The following is a 21803-nucleotide window of genomic DNA, read 5'->3' as shown; positions in this document are numbered from 1 at the left end:
GCCTTGTCAGGAAGCGCTTTCGGTCGATTAAACTACTTAAACGTAGGATGACCGAAACCTGACCCCGACGGCAAGGGATCGCGACGCTTTCTGCCCTGCAGGTCGGCGCGGGATCGTGCCGTGTTGGCCTGCAATTTCAGGCGGCCTTCGACGTATCCCAGAACGCCCGCACCTCGTCCGAAAGCGTCATCGGGTCGTAGGGCTTCGTGATGACGCCGGCGGCCCCCATCTCGACGAATTCCGCGACCTCGTGGCGCTGGGACTTCGCCGTGATGAACACGACGGGCCGGCCACGCATCGTTTCCATCTGCCGGAGCCGCGACAGGATCTCGGGACCGTCCATCTCCGGCATCATCACATCGAGAAGTATGAGATCCGGATCGAAGGCCTCGATCTCCGCAAGCGCGTCGGAACCGTTGGACCACACCGCAACCTCGAACCCGCCGATCGTGTCGAGCGCCATCTCGGTCAGTTCACGGATGTCCGGCTCGTCCTCGACATAGGCGATCCGGCAGAGTTCGTGTCTCATGTTCATTCCTAGATACGGAAATCCAGACTAGCCGCGGCGTTTGGCGCCCACAAGCATAAGTGGAATTTCTGTTATATTTCGCAACCTTTCCGCTTGCATTGATGCATTTTCACAAAACCCGGATCCAGCGGCTTCGAAGCCTCGGCAAGACATCTGAACGGCCGTGATCACATCCGGCACACCGTCCGTTCCGAGTGTCACCGGCGAATGTTAACAGGCCGCAAAGGGACAGAAGCAGACTGCAGGTCGAACAGCGCCCTTGCCGTCCCGAACCCGGCAGCCCCATGGCAAACGCCGCCAGAGATGGTCGCCCCCCGCTTTTCCCATGAGAATGCCGCATGATGCGGACCTGTCGAGGTTCTGCCCCCCCGATTGCGGACCGTCGCCATGATCTCCGCTCCGCGATCTGCCCTTGCCCTGTGCAGCCAACGCCGGATGACAAACGCGGAACTGGCGCTCCGCCCTCCGGGTCATGCCCCTGAACCGATCCGCTTCCGTCGACCACGCAGTCCCAAGCTGAAACATTGGATGGGCGACTGAACGTCCGGCAAGTTCGAACCTCGCCACGAGGCTCACTGCGCCGCACGGAGACGGCCCGGTGATCGTCGGATCACCGGGCCGGTGCATGGTCGCTCAGTGTCGCAGGGCCACCCGCCCCGCCTTACCGCGCGTCCTTCACCTGCTCCGTCGTGAGCACGCCGAAATCGTTGCCCCAGCTGTTCCGGATATAGGTCGTGATCTCGGCGATGTCGTTGTCGCCCAGCTGGTCCCCGAAGGCGGGCATGTAGCCATAGCCGTGAACGAGGACATCGGCGACGAACCCGGCATCCGCGAGGTTCTCGTTCTCGGCCAGGACGGCACCGGCACCGCCATTGCCCGACGGGCCATGGCACATGGCGCAGGTCTCGGCGTATTTCGGTCCGCCAAGCGCCGCGACATCGTCGATGTTCGAGTCCTCGGTGACCGAGGCCGCGGTCTCCGGGCCCTCGCCCTCGCCCGCCTTGCCGGTTTCGGGGTCTTCCCATTCCTGCGGCGCATCGGCGGATGCGCCGTCGCCCGCGCGGGCCTCCTGGACGGTCTCGGGGCCGTCGGCAAATCCGAGCCCCTCGCCCTCCTCGCCATAGGTGAACATCAGGATCGCGCCCGGATTGTGCAGGACGGAGGTGTTGAGCCCCTCGCCGAATTTCTGCGCGGCCGACCCGAACGCATCGGTGGCGATGAACACCGTGCGGTTGTCGGGCCCCAGGATCACGTCGCGATACCTGTTCTGGGTGGACAGCCAGGCGACAGGATCGCCCTCGGCCGCGGTTCCGTCCTCCGACAGTTCCTGCACGTAGAGCGTGCCGTGCTTCAGGGTCGGAAGCAGGACGGAATTGTCCCATTCGGCGATCCCGTCCTCGCCCGCATCGTAATAGAACAGCGACGATGGCGCGATGGTGGGGTCGCAGATATAGCCGCAGATCTCGCCGATCGGATAATCGTCTTCCACGGTCCAGAACGTGGCGAGGGGGGCGACCATGTCGCCTTCGAACTCGCTTTCGGGGAATTGCGGCACGCTGTCGGGCACCGGGTCCGCGTTCAGGCTCACATCCTCGGGCGCTTCGCTCCAGTTGATATAGATATACGCCTTGTCGTCGATGTTTCCCGCCACCCGCGGCCAGCCGTAATTGCCGCCCGCCTGGATGAGGTTGAGCTCGTCGTCGGACGCGGGGCCGTGCTCGGCCTCGTAGAGCCGTCCGTCCGGCCCGAAGGACAGGCCCTGCGGGTTCCGGTGGCCGTAGCTGTAGATGTGGCTCCGCACGCCGTCGATTTCCGGGTTGTCCTCGGGGATCGACCCGTCGGGATCGAGGCGCAGGATCTTGCCGGAATAGGTGCGCCAGTTCTCGTTCTCGACCTCCTCCGCCGTCGGCAGGACCTGCGCGAGGTTCGGCCGGCGCTGGTTGCGCCCGAAATTGGCCCCCTGCTCGCCGATCGAATAGTAGATCTTGCCGTCCGGCCCGAAGACCACGCGCCCGGCATTGTGGTCGTTCCAGGCCGGCAGTCCCTCGATCAGGATCGTCGGCTCGACCAGCTGCTGCAGATCGTCATCGTAGGTATAGCGCACGATCTGCGCCGACGGGTCGGGCTCTTCGGCGGTGCCGTCATTCACCGTGTAGCCGATATAGACGTAGTCGTTGCCGGTCCCCTGCATCAGTTCGGGATGCAGGGCGAGGCCCAGCAGACCTTCATGCTGGGGCCCGGTATAGACGTCGTCCAGGGCCAGCAGGACCTGTTGCGCACCGTTCGCGGGATCGACACGCGTGACCTCGCCGCTGGTGCGTTCGGTCAGCCAGATCATGTCGTCCGGCCCCCAGCGCATCGCCCAGGGGTTGTCGAGGCCCGTCGTCAGGACGCGCGACGAAAAGAGCGAGGCGTCTCCGGTCTCGATCTCTTCGGGGATCACCTGCGCGCCGGCGAGGCCCGCGCTCAGCACCAATGCGGCAGATGCCGCCGTGGCCAGGAACCTGTTCCGACGTCCGTTGGTAACGCAGTTGACTGCCATGACCTTGCCCTCTCCCAGAAATGCGGGCGGTCCAGGGAAAAGTCGGCCGACTTCCTGCCGCCACTCAAGGGCAACAGGACCGCGTTTGGGGAGTTCCACTATTTCTCACATGGATGTGTCCATCCGTGAGCGACCCGTCCGCCGCCTGACGCTCCGGCGGACCGCTCAGCCTTGGGCGAACCGTCCGATGGAGAACGGCGCGATCGGCGATTGCGTCGCCCCGGTCGAGATGAGCTCGGCCATCAATTCGCCGACCCCCGGCCCCATCTGGAAGCCGTGGGCCGAATAGCCGAAAGCGTGGTAAAGCCCCTCGTGACGCGTCGAGGGTCCGATGACGGGAATGTCGTCGGGCATCCGCCCCTCCACCCCCGACCAGCTGCGCACGATCGACGCCCCCCGCATGATCGGGAAAAGCGACATGGCCGTCTCGGCGGTGCGTCTCAGCTCGGGGAAAAGAATCTCCGACAATCCCGATCCCGCATCGGCACGGCCGCGGCGTCCGCCCCCGATCACGCAGGTTCCGTTCGGCATCTGCTTGAAGCTGAGCGGCCGGCCCGCGGCCCCCACGACCGCATCGCAGAAATGCGGCAGGCGCCCGGTGACGATCATCATGGGCGCGACGGGCTCCAGCGGCGCGCGCTCCCCGAGGCTCTCGGCCAGGCGTCCGCCCCATGCCCCGGCGGTGTTCAGCAGCTTCGGCGCGACGAAGGTCTCGCCGTTCGCCTCGACATGCCATGCCCCGTCCTTCCGCTCGATCCGCGTCGATTCGTGGTTCTCGCGAATGTCGACACCCTCGCGCCGGGCCTGGTTGGCAAAGGCGAACGTGGTCCAGAAGGGCTGGGCGAACCCGTCGTCGAGCACGGCCAGCCCGCCCACGGCATGGTCGGCCACGGCGGGCAGATGCGCGCGCAGCTCGGCCCTTTCGAGGATCACCTCGTGAAAGAACCCCATCCCGTTCAGCTCCCGAACGCGGGCGCGCAGGGTGTCCAGCTCGGCCTCGGTCTCGGCCACCTTGATCTGCGGCGCGACGGAAAAGCCGGTATCGTCGTCGAGGATCTCTCCGATGCGATGCCAGAGCGCCATGGACCGGACCGAGATCGGCACCTCGGCAAGGTGCCGGCCCAGCCGCCGGACCCCGCCCGCATTCGCGCCGGAGGCATGGCGCGCGATCGTCTCCTTCTCGAGCAGGATCACCTTCAGACCGCGCTTGGCGCAGAACAGCGCCGCGGCGCAGCCGTGGATGCCGCCGCCGATGACGACGAGGTCGGCGGAGCGGCTCATTCGGCCACCTCCTCCTCCTCGTCATCGACGACGAAATTGGCGAGCTCCGACAGCGGGATCGGCTTCAGCGGCGGACGGATGCGGAAATAGGCGTCGCCCGCGGGCGTCACGCCCTGCGTGTCGGCCACGATCTGCGCCACGGCAAGGCCGCAGACCCGCCCCTGGCACGGCCCCATGCCCGTCCGCAGGAGCGACTTGACCTGATTGGGGCCGGGCGCGCCCTGCTCGGTCGCCTTCCGGATCTGCCCGGCGGTCACCTCCTCGCAACGGCAGACGATCGTCTCGTCCTTCGGACGCAGCACGTCCGGCGCGGGCGCATAGAGCGCCTCGAGAAAGGGCCGCACGGCCCCGTCGCGTCTGAGCTCGTCCTGCAGGCGCGCGGCATTCCCCGTCTTTCCCGCAATCGCGAGCGCGGCGACACGGCCCTGCAACGCGGCCGAGGCCGCGCCGAAGATGCCGCCCCCGTCACCCGCGACCCAGAGCCACTCGACACTGGTGCGACCCGTCTCGTCCAGCACGGGCCGGAACGCATGCTGGTTCGCGTCCCAGACATGATCGGCGCGCAGAAGGCGGGTGATCTGCTGGTTGGGAACGACCCCCTGATGCAGCGCGACGCTCGCCGTCTCGATCCTGTGCTCGGTCCCGCCCTTGCGGAATGCGACCGCCTCGGCCTGCCCCTCGCCCTCGACGCGCAGATCCGTGGCACTGGAATGGACCTCCACCCCCGCGCGGCGCACCTTCCACATGAGCTGCGCGCCCTTCCTGAGATAGCCGCGGCCCGCCCAGGTGCCCTTCAGCTTCCGGGCGGCCTCCATCAGGCGACCTTTCGGCAGGTTCTCGATCACGGCGCGGGGCGGACAGCCCGCATCGACCATCTGCGCGGCCAGAAGCCACAGCAGCGGGCCCGACCCCATGAGGACGGCGTTCTCGAAGACGACGCCGCCCGATTTCAGCATGATCTGCATGGCCCCCGCGGTCGTCACGCCCGGAAGCGTCCAGCCGGGGATCGGGACCGGGCGCTCGACGGCGCCCGTGGCCACCAGGATGCTGCCGGCCCGGATCTGCCCCGACCGGCCGTTCCGGCTGTAATCGACCACGCGGTCGGTTCCGATGTTCCAGACCAGCGCGCCGGTCATGTAGTCGGCACCGCTCTCGCGGAAGGCGCGGGCGATCTCGCCGCCCTTGGCGTAGTCCTCGCCGAGGATGCCGAGGCGATCGCGGGCCGCCCCCTCGACCGAGCGATAGATCTGGCCGCCCGGCGCGGTCTGCTCGTCCATGACGAGGGTGGAAAGCCCCTGCGCGGTCGCCTCGGTGGCAGCGGACATGCCGGCGGGGCCGGCACCGATCACGAGAAGGTCGACCGTCTTCATGCGCTTTCTCCCACGACCGGGGCACCGCGCTGGATGCGCACGTTCAGCCCCTCGCTCACCGGGGTCATGCAGGCCTGCCGGTTGGGCTGGCCGTCGATCTCCACCAGGCAGTCGAAGCACGTGCCCATCATGCAGTACATCCCGCGCGGATCGCCCGAGACGACGGAATCGCGCAGGTGGCGGATACCCGATGCCGCGAGCGCCAGCGCGACGCTGTCGCCTTCGCGGGCGACGATTTCGCGGCCCTCGAACTCGAACCGGACGGGGGCGCCGCTCTCGTCGAGACGTCTGGGGGAGGGATCAGTCATGGGAGAACCTCTTTGCAGAGAAGACGCCGAGCTCGGGGGAGAGTGCCCCCGCGGCGATCATGGGAGCGAGTTCGAGCGCATGCGCGGCGGCAAGGGTCACGCCCGAATGGCAATTGACGGAGAACACGCCGGGATGGCTTTCGCTTTCCTGGTAGATCGGGAAGCCGTCGGTGCTCAGCACCCGGACGGCACCCCAGCTCCGCACGATCCTGAGCGAGGCGAGATGCGGAAAGCAGCGGATCGCGTTGGCCGAAAGGTCGCGGATCACGTCGGTGGAGCTGGTATCGCCGTAGCCCGTATCCTCGTGGCTGTCGCCGAACATGACCGACCCTTCGTCGGTCTGGCGGACGACATGGGTGGGCATGGGCAGGAACGGCGCGGTCCTCTCCGAGACGAGGATCTGCCCCTTCTGCGGCCGCAGCGGAATGTCGAGCCCGACATCGGGCCCGAGCCACTTGTTCCCGTGACCTGCCGCCAGCACCACGCGGTCGCCGCGGAACGTGCCCTTCGGTGTCTCGACCGCGTAGCCCTCGCCGTCGCGGGTGATCGACTGCGCCCCCGCGCCCGAGATGTAACGCCCGCCGCGCCGCGCGATCGCGCCGTGCAGACCGCGCAGGGTGCGCAGCGGATTGGTATGCCCGTCATGGGGCGAATAGCTTCCCCCCACCACGTCGGGGCCGATGCCCGGCAGCACCTCCAGCAGCGCCTTGCGGTCGAGGATCTCGGCCCCGTAGCCCGCGGCCCCGTTCACGTTGTGCATCCGGTTGTTGAGATCGCGCCGGGCCTCCAGCGCCTCCTCCGACAGCAACAGGTGCATCCCGCCGGGCTTGGCATAGCCGGTTTCCACGCCGCTCTCGTCCGCCAGCTCCTCCGCGAAGCCCGACCAGAGATCGGCCGAACGCCGGGTCCACTGGGCGTATTCGGGCATGCCGTCGCCCTTGGACTGCACCCAGACGAGCCCGAAATTCCCCCGGCTCGCCCGAAGCGCGATGTCCCCCTCGTCGAGGATGGTCACGTCCTGCCCCTCGCCCAGAAGGCCGAAGGCCACTGCGGACCCCACGAGGCCCCCGCCGATCACGATCACATGGGCGCTCATCGCTTGCCCTCCCCGATAAGAAGTCGGTCGAGCCCGTAGAGCCGGTCCACGACCAGCATCAGCACGACGGTGAAGAGGATCGCCATGGTCGAGACCGACGCCACCAGCGGGTCGGTGGTCTGGGCGATGTAGGAGAAGAGACGCACCGGCAGCGTGGTGGTCGAGGGGTTCACGATGAAGATCGTCACCGTCACCTCGTCGAAGCTGGTGATGAATGCCAGCACCCAGCCACCGACGATGCCCGGCAGGATCGAGGGCAGCGTGATGCGCCGGAACACCGCCCAGTCCGTCGCCCCGAGCGAGATCGCCGCCCGGTCCACCGACCGGTCGAGGCCCACGATCGACGCCAGGACGAGGCGCAGCACGAAGGGCATGACCACGACGGCATGACACAGCATCAGTCCGGTGAAGCTGCCCGACAGACCGATGAGCGTCAGGAACCGCAGGAACGCGATGCCGAGGACGACGGTCGGCACCATCAGGGGCGACATCAGCAGCGCCAGCAGCGCCTCGCGGCCGGGGAACTTGCCCTGCCCGATGGCCAGGGCCGCGGGCACGGCCAGCACCGTCGAGATGGTGGCCGAGGCCGCCGCGAGCTGCAGGCTCAGGATCGCCGCGTCGATGAAGTCGGGATTGTCGAGGATCGCCCGGAACCAGCGCAGCGACAGGCCCGATGGCGGGAATTCGAGAAAGCCCGTGGGCGTGAAGGACACGCCGATCACCACGACGATCGGGGCCAGCATGAAGACCGCGAAGAGGATGCAGTAGAGGTTTGCGAGAACTCCGTTATGTCTCATGCGTAGGCCCTCCCGACCCGGGTCTCGACGTAACGGTTCCACGTGATCATGACGGTCAGGATCGAGACGAGGAGCAGCATCGAGATGGCGGCCCCGAGAGGCCAGTTGAGCGTGTTGAGGAACTCGTCATGGACGGTGGTCGCCACGACCTTCACCCGCCGCCCGCCGAGCAGCGCGGGGGTCGCGAAGGCCGAGGCCGCGAGCGAGAAGCAGATCAGCGGTCCCGACAGGATGCCCGGCATCGCCTGCGGCAGGACGATCCTGCGGAACACGGTCAGCGGACCCGCCCCGAGGGATTCGGCCGCCGCTTCCGTCGCGGAATCCTGCCGCTGCAGCGCGGCCCAGACCGCAAGCACCATGAACGGCACGAAGACATGGGTCAGCGCCACGACGATGCCGCCCGAGGTGTACATCATCCGGATCGGTCGCTCGATCAGCCCCCAATCCAGGAGGAACGTGTTGATGACCCCGCGATTGCCCAGCAGGATCGCCCAGCCGAGCGTCCGCACCACCACCGAGATCAGCAGCGGACCCAGCACGATCAGCACCATGATGCTGCGCGGGAACGGGTTCATCCGCATGAGGAAATAGGCCAGCGGCGTCCCCAGCAACGCGCAGAACGCGGTCGTGACGAGGGCGATGGCGAAGGTGCGCCCGAAGATCTCGTAGAAATACGCGTCGCCCAGCACCTCGGCATAGTTCGCGAGGCTGAAGGTCGAGCTGATCCCCTCGTAGAAGTCGAAGCTGTTGAGGCTGAGCACGAAGGTCATCGCCAGCGGCGCGACGAGAAGCGCGCCGAACAGCGCGAGCGCCGGGGCGGACAGAAGATAGGGGCGGCTCATCGAGGGGCCTCCGGGCGCGGCAGGATGCGCAGATGCTCGGGCTTCCAGCCCAGCCCGACGGTGTCGCCCACCTCGGCCTCGCGGCGCCCGGCATTGCGGCGCAGGATCAGGAGGTCTCCCAGCGGGGCCTCGACCCGCATCAGCCACTGGTTGCCCAGGAAGACGCGCTCGAGGACCTTGCCCTTCATGATGGGGTCCGTGTCCGTCACCTCGATGCGCTCGGGGCGCAGGGCGATCTCCACGGGGCCGGGGGCGAGGTCGGTGGCCGGCCCGGCAAGCTGCATGCCCCCCGCCTCGATCGTCGAGCCCGCCGGGGTCGATCCGGTCAGGGTGGCGTCCACGTTGTTGCTCTTGCCGAGGAAGGAGGACACGAACGAGGTCGTGGGCGTCTCGTAGACGTCGAAGGGCGCCGCATCCTGCTGGAGGCGTCCGTCCTTCATGACCACCACGCGGTCCGACAGGGCCATCGCCTCGGCCTGGTCGTGGGTGACCATCAACGTCGTGACGTCCGCATCGCGCTGGATGCGCCGCAGCTCGAGCTGCATCTCCTCGCGCAGCTTGGCATCGAGATTCGACAGCGGCTCGTCGAGCAGCAGCAGGTCCGGCTCGATCACCAGCGCGCGGGCAAGCGCGACGCGCTGGCGCTGACCGCCGGACATGGCGCGCGGATAGCGGTCGGCGAGGTGGCTGAGATGGACGAGGTCCAGGGCATTCTTCACCCGGCGCTGGCGCTCGGTCTTGCCGATCGACCGCATCTCGAGCCCGAATGCCACGTTCTGCGCCGCGGTCATGTGCATGAAGAGAGCGTATGTCTGGAACACGATGCCGAGCCCGCGCTTGCGGGCCGGGATTCCCAGCAGGTCGCGCCCGTTCAGTCGGATCTCGCCCGATGTGACCGGCTCGAAGCCCGCGATCATCTGGAGCGTCGTCGTCTTCCCGCAGCCCGAGGGCCCGAGAAGCGAGACGAAGCTGCCCCGTTCGATATCGAAGCTCAGATCGTCGACGGCGCGTGTCTCGCCGTATTTCTTGGTGACGGACGAAAGTTCGAGAAGCGCCATGTGCCTACCCCGCAGCGAATGGTGATTGGAAAGGGGGTGCGAAGCCGGCCCCCGAAGGCCGGCTCCGCGTCGGCTCAGCGCTCGACTTCGCGGGCGAAGCGGGCGGTCCATTCCTGGCGGGCGGGGTTGATGACGTCCCAGTCCACCGCCAGCAGGTCGTCGATCTTGTCGCCGTAGGGCAGGCTCTCGGCCAGCTCGGGCGGCAGTTCGGAGTTCTTGTTGACCGGGCCCGCACCCATGGCATCGGCGATCCTCACCTGGATCTCGGGGTCGAGCAGGTAGTCGATGAATTGCTGCGACACCTCGGGCACGTTGCTGTCCACGACCGGGCAGGCCGCGAGCATGAGCGCCACGGCACCTTCCTCGGGATAGGCGAAGGTCGCCGGGAAGCCGGTATCGGCAAGCGATTTCACCCGGCCCGATCCCCAGATCGACACCGCGATCTCCTCGCTCTGGAAGAGCTCGGACATGCGCCCCGAGGACGGCTCGAACACCAGGACGTTCGGCGCGACCTCGTCGGCCATGGCGGTGAAGCCCGGATCGATGTCCTCCTCGCCGCCGCCGTTCATGCGCGCCATCATCACCAGCGTGTGCAGCCCGTAGGTGTTCGAGATCGGCGGGATCGACAGGATGCCCGAATACTTCTCGTCGGTCAGGTCCTCCCAGCTCGAGGGCGGCTCCCAGCCTTCACGCTCGAACCACTCGGTGTTGTAGGCGAAGCCCGTGGCGACGAAGCCGATCCCGGTCGCGTTGTCGCTGATCTTTGCCAGATCGTAGAGCTCCCCCTTGACCTCGGACTCCTCCAGCGGCGCGCAGAACCCCAGCGCGTCGGCCTGGTACATCGGCCCGTCGTCGAGGATCACCACGTCGAGTTCCTGCGCCGATTTCTGCGCCTGAAGCCGCGCGAGGTTCTCGGTCGAGTTGCCGGGAACGAACGCGATGGTGACGTCGTGCTCCTCCTCGAATTGCGGGATGATCAGCTCCTTCATCAGCGTCTCGAAGGAACCGCCGTAGCCGCCGACGGTCAGCGTCTCCTGGGCATGGGCGCCGGCCGCGCATGTCAGCATCGTCGCAGTGAGCAATGAGGTTCTGATCATTTTTTTGTTTCCCTTTTGGCGTTGGACTAAGTCGTCCTTCAATCCTTTCGGGGGTGCCCGCCTCTTGACAAATGATTTAAGTTAAGAGGGTCTGAACCCAAAGTTATGGGGTTTCCATGGGTCGTCCGAATTTCCGGCGGATCGAGGCTTTCAACGCGGTGATGCGCAGCGGTTCGATCACGCGGGCCGCCGAGGCGCTTTTCGTGAGCCAGCCAGCCGTCAGCAAGCTCGTCTCCGCCTTCGAGCATTCCTGTGGATTCGCGCTCTTCACGCGCGCGCATGGCCGCCTTCTTCCCACGCCCGAGGCGCGCCGCCTCTTCGTCGAGACCGAGAACCTCATCACCGGGCTCGAACGTGTCGACAGCATCACGAGATCCATCGCCCAGGCCGAACGCGGAGAGATCGCGGTCGCGGCCTTCCCCGCCCTGTCCCTGCGCTTCCTCCCGCGCGAGGCGGCCCGCATGCTCGATACCCGCCCCGAGGTCGAGATGACGCTCCTGACGCGGAACTCGCCCGATATCGTCTCGGCCATGCTCTCGCGCTCCGCGGATTTCGGGCTGTCTCTTCTGCCCACGCAGGAGACGAGCCTGCAATGCTCGCCCTTCGCCGAGTTCTCGATGGTCCTCGCGCTGCCCGAGGATCATCCGCTGAGCGCTCAGGACGTCGTGGACACCCCCCAGCTCGAGGGCGAGCGGCTTATCTCGCTCGGGCGCGACGATCAATCCTTCCGCATCGTGGGAGAGGCCTTCGTCCGTGCCGAAACACGGGTGAGCCACAGGATCGAGGTCCAGATGGCCGATTCCGCCATCGTCATGGTGGCCGAGGGCCACGGCATCGCCCTCGTCCCGAGCTGTAGCACGATCGGATGGGAGGATCGCGGCGTCGCCTTCCGTCCGCTGGCGGAACGGCTGACCATGACCGTCTGGCTCTATGCCTCGCGGTGGGAGCCGATGTCGAACCTCGCGGGACATCTCCTCTCCCGCCTCCGGACGGCCCTGGCCGAAAGCGAGGCGCATTTCTATCCCGAACCCCGCGAGGGCGGGACCGCCTGACCGCCCGCCCGTCCCGAAAATCCCGTTTCTGGCACACGCGGTTTCCATCGCGCCCGAGGGTCACGTGCGCGACACGCCGACGAACCGGCTGTCATCGGCGGCGCGGGGCGCGGATCGCGCTTTGAACCGGGAAAGGCCTCGTCCGACAGATCGCGGCCCATAACCCAGTGGTTATGCCCCCTCGCCGTCCGCGCGACACCCCGCGTCCCCGCGCCCTGCATCGTCGCGCGGGCCCCGGAAACGCGAACGGCACCGCCCGGTCCCGGGCGGTGCCGCAGTCACGTCACGACACTCAGAGAGCGGCGGTGACGACGATCTCGACGAGGATGCCCTCGCTCAGATCCGCGCCGCCGATGAAGGCGCGGGTCGGCAGGTGCTCGGGCGCGATCCAGTCGGTCCAGACCTTGTTCAGCGCGTCCTTCTGGCTGAAATCCGACGAATAGATCATAGCCTGCAGGATGTTGTCCTTCGAGGTGCCCGCCTCGGCCAGAAGTTCGTCCAGCTTGTCGCAGATCTCCTGGGTCTGGCCGGCCATGTCCTTGGACTTGTCGCTGGCGACGAGGCCACCGATATACACGACCCCGTTATGGATCGCGATCCGGTGGTGGATTGCGGTCTGAACTTTTCTCTCGATCATCGGGAAGCCTTTCTGAATGGAATTCCGCCCGGATCGCGTCCGGGTCTGCGTATTGCTCCCGCGCGGCGGGGTTTCTTGCAAATCGCTTTAGGGACAGGGGTCATTCCGCCAAGTTATGGCGTCTGCCGTCGGGTGCCGCATCGCCGCGGCCCCCCGGCCTGTCGCGCAGCGACGCGGGAACCGGCCCCCCGGCAACGCAAGGCCGGCTCCCGCGTCAGGGCCGGATCACCCCTCGCCGCGCATCGTGCCGGTGTTCATCACCAGCGCGCCCTGCTGCGCAAAGACCTGATCCGACTGGCGCAGGACCAGCCCCGGAACGGCACTCGCAAGCGGCTTGGGCGCAGAGGTCTCCCCCCCGATCGGGTGAAGCAACGCGACCGTCTGCCCTGCCGCGACGATGTCGCCAAGGCTCACGACATGCTCGATCAGGCCCGGTTCCGGGGCCAGCACCCTGTTTTCGTCGCCGGCGGTCACGTGGACGCCGTGGAACGGAAGCTCGGGCAGGACCGGCGTCATCACGCCCGACGCGGCGAGCCCGCGCAGGATGCCGGCCTCCATGATCTCCACCTCGCGCGGATCGAGCCGTCCGCCGCCCCCGCCCTCGATCTCGATCGAGGAGACCTCCCGGTCGAGCGCGATGCCGCAGGCCGTGCTCGGGACGCCGGTCACGTGCTGCACGATGCCGTAGCCCCAGCTCTCCATGATCGCGGTGACGCGCGCCATGTCGAAGCTGCACCCCGCGCCGCTGAAGCCGAAGATCATCGGGACGACCGTGACCCCTTCGCCGCCCGCATGCGCGTCGATGAGCAGGTCGGTCCCCGGCAGGATCACGTCGGTGAAAAGCTGCGCGAGCCGCTCGGTCGGCGTGCCGTCCTCCTTGCCGGGAAAGACCCGGTTCATGTTCTGCCCGTCCTCCCGCGAGATGCGGCCGCCCGCCTGGCTGGCCGGGAAATTGATCGACGGGATGATCGTCAGCCGCCCGCTGATCTGATCGGGGTCGAGCCGCTCGGCCAGGCGGCGCAGGACGATCTGCGCCTCGTATTCGTCGCCGTGGACGCCGCCCAGCAGGACGACGTTCGGTCCGTCGCCATTCGCGATGGTGCAGATGAATTCGCTCGCCGAGGTCTCGACCCCGAGCCATTGCGAAAGGTCCTGGAAGTGCTTGCCCTGCCGGGCAGTGGTGAAATCGAGTGACACGGAAACGGCCTCATTGGTCTTGGGTGATGGATCGAAAGTGGCCCGCCCTCGGGCGGGCCACCCTCATGCGTAGGCGGCGGTGCGCTCGGCGACCTTCGTGCCGGCTGCGGGCATCGCCATGAAACGGTCGGGCGTGAACGGGTCGAGCATCGCGGGTTTCTCGCCGCCGGTCATCCATTCCTCGAAAAGCTTGCTGAAGCCCAGCGAGATGGCGAAGCCGTGCCCCGACCAGCCATAGCCGTAATAGGCGTTGGCCATGCCCTGCGGCTGGCCGACGATGGGAATTCCGTCGAGCGTCACCGCCTCGACCCGCGACGCATCGACCGAGATGAAACTCGAATCGTCGAGGAACGGCAGGGTCTGGATCGCGTCGGTCAGGTTCAGCGCGGTGGAGCTCAGCGACCCCCGCCACGCGCCTTCCTCGGTGTAAGACACCGACGCGCCGCCCGAAAGCATCATGGTCCCGTCGACGATCTGCTTCACGGCCAGCCTGCGATGGGCATGCGACAGCAGATGCCTCAGCGACTTGCCGTGCGGGTTCGTCACGTACATCATCTGCGGCATCAGGTGCCAGATCGGTGCATTCGCGACCAGCGGGTCATGCGGCGAGAGCAGCGCCTTGACGCCCGGATTGGCCAGCACGACCAGCTGCCCGCCCACCGGAACCGTCTCGCCCGTGGCGAGGACCACGCCGCGCGCCTCGCCGCCGCGCGTCGCGATCTCGACCGCCTCGGCCCCGGTGCGGATGACCGCGCCCGCCGCTTCGGCCGCCTTGGCGAATTGCTGCGTGGCGAAGGTGTGGTTGCCGACCCCGTCATCGGGACAATAGAGCGCCCCGAGCAGCCGCTCGTTCAGCAGCGGCTCGCGGGCGAGCATCGCGTCGCGGTCGAGGATCTCGGATGGCGTGCCGAGCGCGGTCTGCACCTCGGCCATGGTCTGCATCTTGCCCATGACCTCATGGTGGTGATGGCCGTAGGGCACGTCGAAGACCTGCAGCGACCCCAGACGGCGATACCCGACACCGCCCTCCAGCTCGGCCTCCGCCTCGGCCCAGAGCTTCATCGCCTCGGCGATGACGGGCAATTCGCGCAGGTCGCGGCGGTTCGCCCGGACGCCCCGTTCGCCCGGCCCCCCGGACGCGCCGCTCGCGATCTCTCCCTTCTCGAGCAGCGTCACGCTGCGGCCGGCCCTGGCCATCCGATAGGCGAGCGAGGTCCCGTAGATCCCGCCACCGACGATGACGACATCCGATGCATTGGACGTATCTGACATGAACTTACCTTCTTCTTTCCTGGCTATGTTCGGTATGTGGTTCGGCTCGGGGTCCGCCCGGCCCTTCCGCTCGGTCCAGCGGGAAATGGCAGAGCGTCGCGTTCCGCCCCGGCCCGGGCAGCGGTCGCTCCTCGACGCAGCGGCGCGGCAGGTCGCGCCCGTCGACCGACCTCGCGATCCGCCCCGACCAGCCCGTCGCGGTAAGGTTCCGCCGCACGATGTCGTCGGCCCGCGGGCAGCGTGTCTGGAACGCGCAGCCGCGCGGCATCGCGACCGGCGAGGGGATCGCCCCTTCGAGCGCGGGCATCAGCCCGGCATCCGTCGCGTCGCGATCCTCGGGCACCGCCGCCAGCAGGCTCGCGGTATAGGGATGGCGCGGCGCGGTGCAGACGCGGGCCGCCGGACCCTGCTCCACGAACTGGCCCAGATACATGACCCCCACCATGTCGGCCATGTGGCCCACCAGCGACAGATCGTGCGTGATCATGACATAGGTCAGGCCCAGATCCGCCTGCAGGTCGAGCAGCAGGTTGATGATCTGCGCCTGGACCGACACGTCGAGCGCCGAGACCGGCTCGTCCAGGACGAGGATCTCGGGCTCGCAGATGATCGCGCGGGCGATGGCGACGCGCTGGCGCTGCCCTCCCGACAGCTCGTTGGGATACCGGTCGAGATGCGCGGGCCCGAGGCCCACCTGCACGATCACCTCCTCGATCCGACGCCGCCGCGCGGCCGCTCCCCGGTGCAATCCGTGCACCACGAGCGCCTCGTTCAGGACCGCCGCGACCCGCATCCGCGGATCGAGCGAGGCGCGCGGGTCCTGCAACACCAGCTGGACGCGCTGGCGCATGGCGCGCCGCTCCCGGTCCGACATCTCCGCCAGATCCGCGCCGTCGATCCGCACCTCGCCGCCCGTGGCGCCAAGCAGCCCCACCAGAACGCGCGCCAGCGTGCTCTTTCCCGATCCGCTTTCGCCGACGATCGCATAGCAGCTGCCGCGCGCGACCTCGAAGCTGACCTTGTCGACCGCCCGGACGCTCTGCCGGGCCGAGGTCGCGAACCACCCCCGGTGAAGCCCGAAATCCTTGCAGAGATCCTTCACCACGACCACCGGCTCGTCGGTGCGCGCGGCCGGGGAGGCCTGCATCGCGTCCTGTCGCATCATCCGATCTCCTCGGCGAAATGGCACGCCACCGCGGCCGGGCCGACGGGGCGCAGCGCGGGATCTTCCGCGCGGCACCGCGCGCGCCCCGCCCCGTGCGGGCATCTGGGCTCGAACGCGCATCCCTTCGGCAGACGGCCGATCATCGGCGGCTCGCCCCCGATCGCGCGGAGCCTGCGGCTGCCCGTCGTGTTGACGAGGCGCGGCGCGGATTCCCTCAGCGCGCGCGTATAGGGGTGGCGGGGGTCGGCAAAGATCGCATCGACCGGCCCCGTCTCGACCACCCGGCCCGCATACATGACCGCCACGTCGTCGGCATACCGCGTGACGAGGCCCAGATCGTGGGTGACGATCATCATCGCCATGCCGCGCTCCTGCTGAAGCTGCCGCAGCAGCGTCAGGATCTGCTGCTGGATCGTCACGTCGAGCGCCGATGTCGGCTCGTCGGCCAGCAGGATGTCGGGATCCTGCGACAGCGCGAGCGCGATGACGATCCGCTGCTTCATCCCGCCCGAGAATTCGTGCGGGTACATTCCCAGCCGGGACTCGGCGTCGGGGATACGCACGTCGCGCAGCAGCGCGATCGCCCGCGCCCGCCGCTCCGACGGCGCGACACGGCCCCGGCCCGCGCGCGACAGCGCCTCGTCGAGCTGCGCGCCGACCGTCATCACGGGGTTGAGCGCGCTCGCCGCGTCCTGAAAGACGAGGCCCACACGCTCGCGCCTGAGCTTGCGGATCGCGGTCTCGCCCAGCCGGGACACGTCGTCCCCCGCGATGCGCAGCACGCCCGCCGAGATCTCGGCCTGCCCCGCGGGCAGCAGCGTCGCGACGGCCCGCATGAACGTGCTCTTGCCCGACCCGCTTTCGCCCACGACGGCCAGGGTGCGCCCCTGGGTCAGGGTGGCGCTCACCGCGCGGACGGCGACGACCGGCCCCTCCTGGGTGAGATACGACACGTCGACCGCGTCGGCATCGACGATCGGCCCCGCCTCGGATGCGGCGCGCGCATCGTTGCGGGGGGTGTCCTGCGACCGCCGCGTCCGGCGGCGCACCCGCCGCGTCGCATTGGCCGTCGGGTCGTAGATGTTGCGCAGCGCTTCGCCCAGCAGGTTGAAGGCGAGCGCCGACACCGCCAGGAACAGCCCCGGAAACGTGGCGAGATAGGGATGGCTGCGGATGTAGGACCGGCTTTCGCCCAGCATCGTGCCCCATTCGGGTTCGGGCGGCTGCACCCCCAGCCCGAGAAACCCGAGGCCCGAAGCCGCCAGCAGCGTCGAGGCGAAGAGCAGGCTCGACAGCGTCGCGAGCATTCCGAACATGTTGGGCAGGATGTGCAGAAAGATCACCCGCGCGGGCGAACATCCCAGCGATACCGACCCCTCGATAAAGGGCTCGGCCATGGTCGAACGGGTGACCGCCCGCGCGGTTCGCGCGAAGACCGGGATCGAGACGAGCCCCACGGCGATGATGACGTTCTGCGTCGTCGCGCCAAGGATCGCCACCACGGCCAGCGCGAAGACGATGTCGGGAAAGCTCAGCATCACGTCCGCCGCCCGCATCACCAGCGTGTCGAGCCATCCGCGGACATAGCCCGCCAGAATGCCGAGCGGCACGCCGATCACGAAGGCGATCGCGACCCCCCCGATCCCGATGCCGAGCGAGCTGCGCGCGCCGGTCAGGATCCGGCTCAGCACGTCGCGGCCGAGCTGGTCGGTGCCGAACCAGTGCTGTGCCGACGGCCCCTGCAGCGTCGCGCCGAAATTCTGCGCATAGGGATCGTGCGGTGCGAGATACGGCCCGAAGACCAGCATCACGGCATAGAGGCTGACGAGCGTCAGGCCGATCAGGCCCTTCGGCTCTCGCACGAGACGGCGCAGAACGTTGCGCCGCGATGTCGCGCTCGGCCCGGCCGCCTGCCGGCCGATCGGCAGGCGCAGGAAGTTGAGCCTCGAGGCGACGGCCTTTGCGGATACGGTCATGCTCACCCCCTGCTCTCGCGCGTGCGCGGATCGAGCCATTGCGTCAGAAGGTCGGTGCAGAGGTTGATGACCACGAAGAACACCGCGAACATCAGGATCGAGTACTGGATGATCGGGTAATCCGCGGCCCCCACCGCATCGACGAGCAGCCGCCCCACGCCCGGAATGCCGAAGACCGTCTCGGTGACGACCGACCCGCCCAGCATCGCGCCGAACTGGACCCCCGCCACGCTGACCGCCGCGACGAGCGAGTTGCGCAGGGCATGCGCGACGATCACCCGCGCCTCGGTCAGTCCCTTGGCGCGCGCCGTGTCGAGATAGTCGCGCCCCATCACGTCGAGCAGGCTCGACGTCACCATGCGGCTGAACATCGCCGCGGGGCGCGTGGCAAGCACGACGATCGGCAGCAGGAAATGCCAGGGCGATGCCGCGCCCGCCGCCGGCAACCACCCCAGATTGACCGCGAAGAGCCAGATGCAGAGCAATCCCAGCCAGTAGATCGGCATCGAGATCCCCGCCAGCGTGACCACCGTGACGGCCGCGTCGAACCAGCTGCCCTGCCGCAACGCGCAGGCGACCCCGGTGATCGTTCCGACGATCAGCCCGACCAGCAATCCGCCCACCGACAGGATCAGCGTGTTGGGCAGGCGCTCGGCGATCTCGACCGCGACGGGACGGCCCGTCCGGTAGGAGGTCGCGACCGCCGGATCGACGATCCCCCTGAGGAAATCGCCGTAGCGTTGCAGGACCGGCTCGTTCAGCCCCATGCGCTCGCGCATGTCCGCGACCTGTTCGTCCGACGCCATGTTTCCGGCCAGCATCCGCGCGGGATCGCCCGGGATCATGTCGATGAAGACGAACACCAGGATCGAGACGACGAAGAGTGTGGGCAGCGCGCTGCCCAGCCTGTTGATCGCATACATGCCGCGCACCGTGGCTCAGCTGTCGCTGGCGATCGTGACCCGGTCGAGCAGCAGCGTCTCGTCCGGCCGCACCGCCAGGTTCTGCACGTCGTCGCCGACGCCGAGCGCCTGCGTCTGGTACCACAGGAACACGAAGGGCTGCTCCTCCCAGACGATCTGCTGGACCTCGCCGTAGATCTCCTTCTGCGCGTCCGTGTCGGTGGTGCCGCGCCCCTCGGTCAGCAGCTCGTCCACCCGCGCGTCCGAGAACCCGGTCCGGTTCGCGCCCACCCCGGTATAGAAGAGCCGGTAGAGCGTGAAATCCATGCCCGCCGTCGCGCGACCCACCATCCCCATGTTGTCGGTCCGGTTCTCGGGGGGCTCGTTGATCGTCTGCGACCACGACCCGATATCCTTGACCAGCGGCTGCGCGTCGATCCCGATGGCCTGCCAGCTTCCGGCAAGCGCCTGGCACACCTGCGCGTCCTTGATGTAGCGGCCCGACGGGCACGTCATCTGCAGCGTCAGCTCGCCCTCGCCGTATCCCGCCTCCTCCAGCAGGGCTTTCGCCCGGTCGGGATCGAAGGGGATGGGATCGTAGGTCACGCGCAGTTCCTCCTGCGTGCCCGGCCCCGGCATCCCAACCGACGGCGTGCCGAGCCCGCCCAGAATGCCCTGGATGATCCCCTCGCGGTCGATGGAGAGGTTGAGCGCCTCGCGCACCTTCGGATCCTCGAGCGGGCCGCGCATGACCAGCTCCATGTTGATCGAGAACATCGAGGCCGGGTTGATCACATGCGCATCGCCGAGCGCGTCGATCGTCTCGATCGCCTCCGGCGGGACGCGTTCCACGATGTCGAGCTCGCCCGTCTCGATCAGCGCCATGCGCGAGCCGTCCTCGGGCACCGCCATGAACTCGATCCGTTCGAGCGTCGCAGGCTCGTCTCCGTCATAGCTTTCGTTGGGGACGAGGACGAAGCGTTCGCCGCCGATCACCTCGTCCACGACATAGGCGCCGCTGCCGACGGGGGTGCGGCCGAACTCGGCCCCCATCTCGCCCGCCGCCTCGGCATCGACGATCGACGCGGCCGTGTTGGCCAGCAGCATCATGACGTGGCCGTTGGGCTCGGTCATGTGGAATTCGACGCGATCCTCGCCCACGGCGACCGCCTCGCCCAGCGTCTCGTAGAGACCCAGATAGGTAGAGTTCAGTTCGGGATCGAGCATCCGGTTGAACGAGGCCGCGATGGCCTCCGCGTCGAGCGGCTTGCCGTTCGAGAATGTCCGCCCGGTCTCGACCGTGACCCAGAAGGTCATGCCGTCCTCCGAGAACCCCCAGTCCGTCGCGAGGTTGGGCACGATCTGGCTCTCGGCATCGACCTCGAAAAGCCCGTCCATCACCAGAAGGTTCACCGCGTTGCCCACCGGCAGCGTGTTGAAGCTCGGATCGAAGGTCACGGGCTCGGCGCCCACGCCGATCCTGAGCGTGCCCGACGGTGCCGCCTGCGCGGCAAGGGCCCCGAGGATCAGGCTGCTCGCCGATAGAAGGAGGGATTTGCGGAAATGGGACATGGACCTTGTGAACCTCTCTGTTGCACGTGCGTCCGCCGGGGCCTGACACGGCCCGGCCCGGACTGACGCAATCGGTTTCGACTGTTGGTTTGCGGGCATCTTCGGCGTGCCGTTGCAGGTCGATGAAACGCGAAGGCATCTCCTTGCGTCAACGCACGAGAATTGCGTTATCCATTACTTCCGGTTATGGGACGCGCATGAACGTCCGGCACGTCGAGATCTTTCTGGCGCTGATGGAAACACGCTCCGTGACCCGCGCGTCCGAGGCTCTGCGCCTTTCGCAACCCGCGGTGAGCAAGGCGCTCCGCCTTCTCGAGGCCGAGCTCGGCCTCAGCCTCTTCCAGCGAAGCAGCAAGGGCCTCGTCCCGACGCAGGAGGCCCGCGCCCTCTATGCCGAGGCGGAGCGCGCCTTCGCGGGCATCGTCAGCATGGAGCGCTTCGCCCGCAGCCTCGGCCGGATGGGACACAGCCGCCTCGTGGTCGCGACGATCCCGGCGCTCTCGCTCGGCTGGATGCCCTGCGTCGCGGGCGAATTCACGCGCCTCTATCCCGACGCATCGCTCAAGTTCGTGGCCGCCAGCTCGCCCGCGACGATGCAGCTCGTCGCCAATGGCGAGGTCGATGTCGGGATCTCGCAGACCCTGATCGAGGACCCGTCGGTCAACCGGCGCAAGCTCTTCGATCTCGAAGGCCTGATCGTCATGCCGAGGACCCACCCCCTCGCCGCACGGGACCGCCTGCGCATCCAGGATCTCAACGGAGAGCGCATGATATCGCTCTCCGACGGCGATCACCTGCGACGCGTCCTCGAGGGCCGGATGAGCGATGCCCGCGTCAACGTCATCTCCAGGCTCGAGGTGGCGCTCGGCGCGATGGTCTGCTCGCTGGTCCGGTCGGGCGGAACGCTCGGCATCGTGGACAGCGCGACCGCGCGGTCGCAGCCGCATGACGATCTCGTCTACCGGCCGCTCTCCCCCGCCCTCCTCGTGCCGATCTACCTTCTGCGCAACAGCCGCCGGTCCGCGGATCTCATCATGCAGAATTTCACCAAGCTCATCCTCTCGCGGGCCCCCGCCAAGTTCGTGCCGGACCGGTGACGGCCTTCGCGGG

At 67.9% G+C, this 21803-nt stretch carries 19 protein-coding genes; 2 read left to right on the top strand and 17 right to left on the bottom strand.

The genetic code is table 11. The features are described from left to right. Window positions 1-136 precede the first annotated feature (136 nt). The 10 genes from RVY76_RS18015 to RVY76_RS17970 form a co-directional block, all read right to left on the bottom strand. Window positions 137-529, bottom strand: coding sequence for a response regulator (locus RVY76_RS18015; protein WP_317377646.1), 393 nt, complete (start codon window positions 527-529; stop codon window positions 137-139). Between the two features lie 661 nt (window positions 530-1190). Beyond that, the gene (locus RVY76_RS18010) at window positions 1191-3071 is read right to left on the bottom strand and encodes a glucose/sorbosone family PQQ-dependent dehydrogenase (protein WP_317377644.1); all 1881 of its coding nucleotides are present in this window, start codon (window positions 3069-3071) and stop codon (window positions 1191-1193) included. A gap of 165 nt (window positions 3072-3236) precedes the next feature. After that, window positions 3237-4352 (bottom strand): FAD-dependent oxidoreductase, encoded by a 1116-nt coding sequence (locus tag RVY76_RS18005; RefSeq protein ID WP_317377642.1) that lies wholly within the window; start codon window positions 4350-4352, stop codon window positions 3237-3239. Then, window positions 4349-5722: an FAD/NAD(P)-binding oxidoreductase gene (locus RVY76_RS18000; protein ID WP_317377641.1), complete on the bottom strand. Its 1374-nt coding sequence runs from the start codon at window positions 5720-5722 to the stop codon at window positions 4349-4351. Before RVY76_RS18000 ends, RVY76_RS18005 begins: the two co-directional genes overlap by 4 nt. Next, on the bottom strand, window positions 5719-6030 hold the full coding sequence (locus RVY76_RS17995; protein WP_317377639.1) for a (2Fe-2S)-binding protein: 312 nt from the start codon (window positions 6028-6030) through the stop codon (window positions 5719-5721). The genes RVY76_RS18000 and RVY76_RS17995 overlap by 4 nt, the downstream gene beginning before the upstream one ends. Beyond that, entirely contained in the window at window positions 6023-7126 is a 1104-nt protein-coding gene (locus RVY76_RS17990) for an FAD-dependent oxidoreductase (protein WP_317377637.1), read from the bottom strand. The genes RVY76_RS17995 and RVY76_RS17990 overlap by 8 nt, the downstream gene beginning before the upstream one ends. Then, window positions 7123-7923, bottom strand: a complete 801-nt coding sequence (locus RVY76_RS17985; RefSeq protein WP_317377635.1) for an ABC transporter permease — start codon at window positions 7921-7923, stop codon at window positions 7123-7125. Before RVY76_RS17985 ends, RVY76_RS17990 begins: the two co-directional genes overlap by 4 nt. Beyond that, window positions 7920-8765 carry an ABC transporter permease gene (locus tag RVY76_RS17980; RefSeq protein WP_317377634.1) on the bottom strand — a complete coding sequence of 282 codons (846 nt, stop codon included), beginning with the start codon at window positions 8763-8765 and terminating at the stop codon, window positions 7920-7922. Before RVY76_RS17980 ends, RVY76_RS17985 begins: the two co-directional genes overlap by 4 nt. Continuing rightward, window positions 8762-9823: an ABC transporter ATP-binding protein gene (locus tag RVY76_RS17975; protein ID WP_317377632.1), complete on the bottom strand. Its 1062-nt coding sequence runs from the start codon at window positions 9821-9823 to the stop codon at window positions 8762-8764. Before RVY76_RS17975 ends, RVY76_RS17980 begins: the two co-directional genes overlap by 4 nt. 74 nt (window positions 9824-9897) lie before the next feature. Continuing rightward, window positions 9898-10920 carry an ABC transporter substrate-binding protein gene (locus RVY76_RS17970; RefSeq protein WP_317377631.1) on the bottom strand — a complete coding sequence of 341 codons (1023 nt, stop codon included), beginning with the start codon at window positions 10918-10920 and terminating at the stop codon, window positions 9898-9900. Between the two features lie 116 nt (window positions 10921-11036). Between RVY76_RS17970 and RVY76_RS17965 the strand changes: the two genes are divergently transcribed. Beyond that, window positions 11037-11972: a LysR substrate-binding domain-containing protein gene (locus tag RVY76_RS17965; RefSeq protein WP_317377629.1), complete on the top strand. Its 936-nt coding sequence runs from the start codon at window positions 11037-11039 to the stop codon at window positions 11970-11972. Between the two features lie 292 nt (window positions 11973-12264). Here the strand turns inward: RVY76_RS17965 and RVY76_RS17960 are convergent, their stop codons facing one another. From RVY76_RS17960 to RVY76_RS17930, 7 genes are all read right to left on the bottom strand, one after another. After that, the gene (locus RVY76_RS17960) at window positions 12265-12609 is read right to left on the bottom strand and encodes a RidA family protein (RefSeq protein WP_317377627.1); all 345 of its coding nucleotides are present in this window, start codon (window positions 12607-12609) and stop codon (window positions 12265-12267) included. Between the two features lie 225 nt (window positions 12610-12834). Continuing rightward, a complete protein-coding gene (locus RVY76_RS17955; RefSeq protein ID WP_317377625.1) occupies window positions 12835-13806 on the bottom strand; it encodes a succinylglutamate desuccinylase/aspartoacylase family protein in 972 nt (323 codons plus the stop codon). Between the two features lie 63 nt (window positions 13807-13869). Then, window positions 13870-15078, bottom strand: coding sequence for an FAD-binding oxidoreductase (locus RVY76_RS17950; protein WP_317377623.1), 1209 nt, complete (start codon window positions 15076-15078; stop codon window positions 13870-13872). 4 nt (window positions 15079-15082) lie between these two features. Beyond that, the gene (locus RVY76_RS17945) at window positions 15083-16243 is read right to left on the bottom strand and encodes an ABC transporter ATP-binding protein (RefSeq protein ID WP_317377621.1); all 1161 of its coding nucleotides are present in this window, start codon (window positions 16241-16243) and stop codon (window positions 15083-15085) included. After that, complete coding sequence (locus RVY76_RS17940; RefSeq protein WP_317377619.1) at window positions 16240-18219, bottom strand: dipeptide/oligopeptide/nickel ABC transporter permease/ATP-binding protein; 1980 nt, start codon at window positions 18217-18219, stop codon at window positions 16240-16242. Before RVY76_RS17940 ends, RVY76_RS17945 begins: the two co-directional genes overlap by 4 nt. A 2-nt stretch (window positions 18220-18221) precedes the next feature. Then, complete coding sequence (locus RVY76_RS17935) at window positions 18222-19142, bottom strand: ABC transporter permease (protein ID WP_317377617.1); 921 nt, start codon at window positions 19140-19142, stop codon at window positions 18222-18224. Window positions 19143-19157: 15 nt separating this feature from the next. Then, complete coding sequence (locus RVY76_RS17930; protein WP_317377615.1) at window positions 19158-20693, bottom strand: ABC transporter substrate-binding protein; 1536 nt, start codon at window positions 20691-20693, stop codon at window positions 19158-19160. Between the two features lie 197 nt (window positions 20694-20890). Between RVY76_RS17930 and RVY76_RS17925 the strand changes: the two genes are divergently transcribed. Further along, window positions 20891-21790, top strand: coding sequence for a LysR family transcriptional regulator (locus tag RVY76_RS17925; protein ID WP_317377613.1), 900 nt, complete (start codon window positions 20891-20893; stop codon window positions 21788-21790). Window positions 21791-21803 lie beyond the last annotated feature (13 nt).

It is taken from the genome of Palleronia sp. LCG004, assembly GCF_032931615.1.
GTDB lineage: Bacteria > Pseudomonadota > Alphaproteobacteria > Rhodobacterales > Rhodobacteraceae > Palleronia.
This window is presented reverse-complemented; position numbering and strand designations above follow the sequence as displayed.

Excerpts from the sequence above, each read along its gene's own strand:
- RVY76_RS17950 (WP_317377623.1), bottom strand. The coding sequence starts at position 15,078 with ATGTCAGATACGTCCAATGCATCGGATGTCGTCATCGTCGGTGGCGGG.
- RVY76_RS18000 (WP_317377641.1), bottom strand. The coding sequence starts at position 5,722 with ATGAAGACGGTCGACCTTCTCGTGATCGGTGCCGGCCCCGCCGGCATG.
- RVY76_RS17940 (WP_317377619.1), bottom strand. The coding sequence starts at position 18,219 with ATGACCGTATCCGCAAAGGCCGTCGCCTCGAGGCTCAACTTCCTGCGC.
- RVY76_RS17960 (WP_317377627.1), bottom strand. The coding sequence starts at position 12,609 with ATGATCGAGAGAAAAGTTCAGACCGCAATCCACCACCGGATCGCGATC.
- RVY76_RS18015 (WP_317377646.1), bottom strand. The coding sequence starts at position 529 with ATGAGACACGAACTCTGCCGGATCGCCTATGTCGAGGACGAGCCGGAC.
- RVY76_RS17930 (WP_317377615.1), bottom strand. The coding sequence starts at position 20,693 with ATGTCCCATTTCCGCAAATCCCTCCTTCTATCGGCGAGCAGCCTGATC.
- RVY76_RS17985 (WP_317377635.1), bottom strand. The coding sequence starts at position 7,923 with ATGAGACATAACGGAGTTCTCGCAAACCTCTACTGCATCCTCTTCGCG.
- RVY76_RS18005 (WP_317377642.1), bottom strand. The coding sequence starts at position 4,352 with ATGAGCCGCTCCGCCGACCTCGTCGTCATCGGCGGCGGCATCCACGGC.
- RVY76_RS17975 (WP_317377632.1), bottom strand. The coding sequence starts at position 9,823 with ATGGCGCTTCTCGAACTTTCGTCCGTCACCAAGAAATACGGCGAGACA.
- RVY76_RS17925 (WP_317377613.1), top strand. The coding sequence starts at position 20,891 with ATGAACGTCCGGCACGTCGAGATCTTTCTGGCGCTGATGGAAACACGC.
- RVY76_RS17965 (WP_317377629.1), top strand. The coding sequence starts at position 11,037 with ATGGGTCGTCCGAATTTCCGGCGGATCGAGGCTTTCAACGCGGTGATG.
- RVY76_RS17990 (WP_317377637.1), bottom strand. The coding sequence starts at position 7,126 with ATGAGCGCCCATGTGATCGTGATCGGCGGGGGCCTCGTGGGGTCCGCA.
- RVY76_RS17935 (WP_317377617.1), bottom strand. The coding sequence starts at position 19,142 with ATGTATGCGATCAACAGGCTGGGCAGCGCGCTGCCCACACTCTTCGTC.
- RVY76_RS17970 (WP_317377631.1), bottom strand. The coding sequence starts at position 10,920 with ATGATCAGAACCTCATTGCTCACTGCGACGATGCTGACATGCGCGGCC.
- RVY76_RS17995 (WP_317377639.1), bottom strand. The coding sequence starts at position 6,030 with ATGACTGATCCCTCCCCCAGACGTCTCGACGAGAGCGGCGCCCCCGTC.
- RVY76_RS17980 (WP_317377634.1), bottom strand. The coding sequence starts at position 8,765 with ATGAGCCGCCCCTATCTTCTGTCCGCCCCGGCGCTCGCGCTGTTCGGC.
- RVY76_RS18010 (WP_317377644.1), bottom strand. The coding sequence starts at position 3,071 with ATGGCAGTCAACTGCGTTACCAACGGACGTCGGAACAGGTTCCTGGCC.
- RVY76_RS17945 (WP_317377621.1), bottom strand. The coding sequence starts at position 16,243 with ATGATGCGACAGGACGCGATGCAGGCCTCCCCGGCCGCGCGCACCGAC.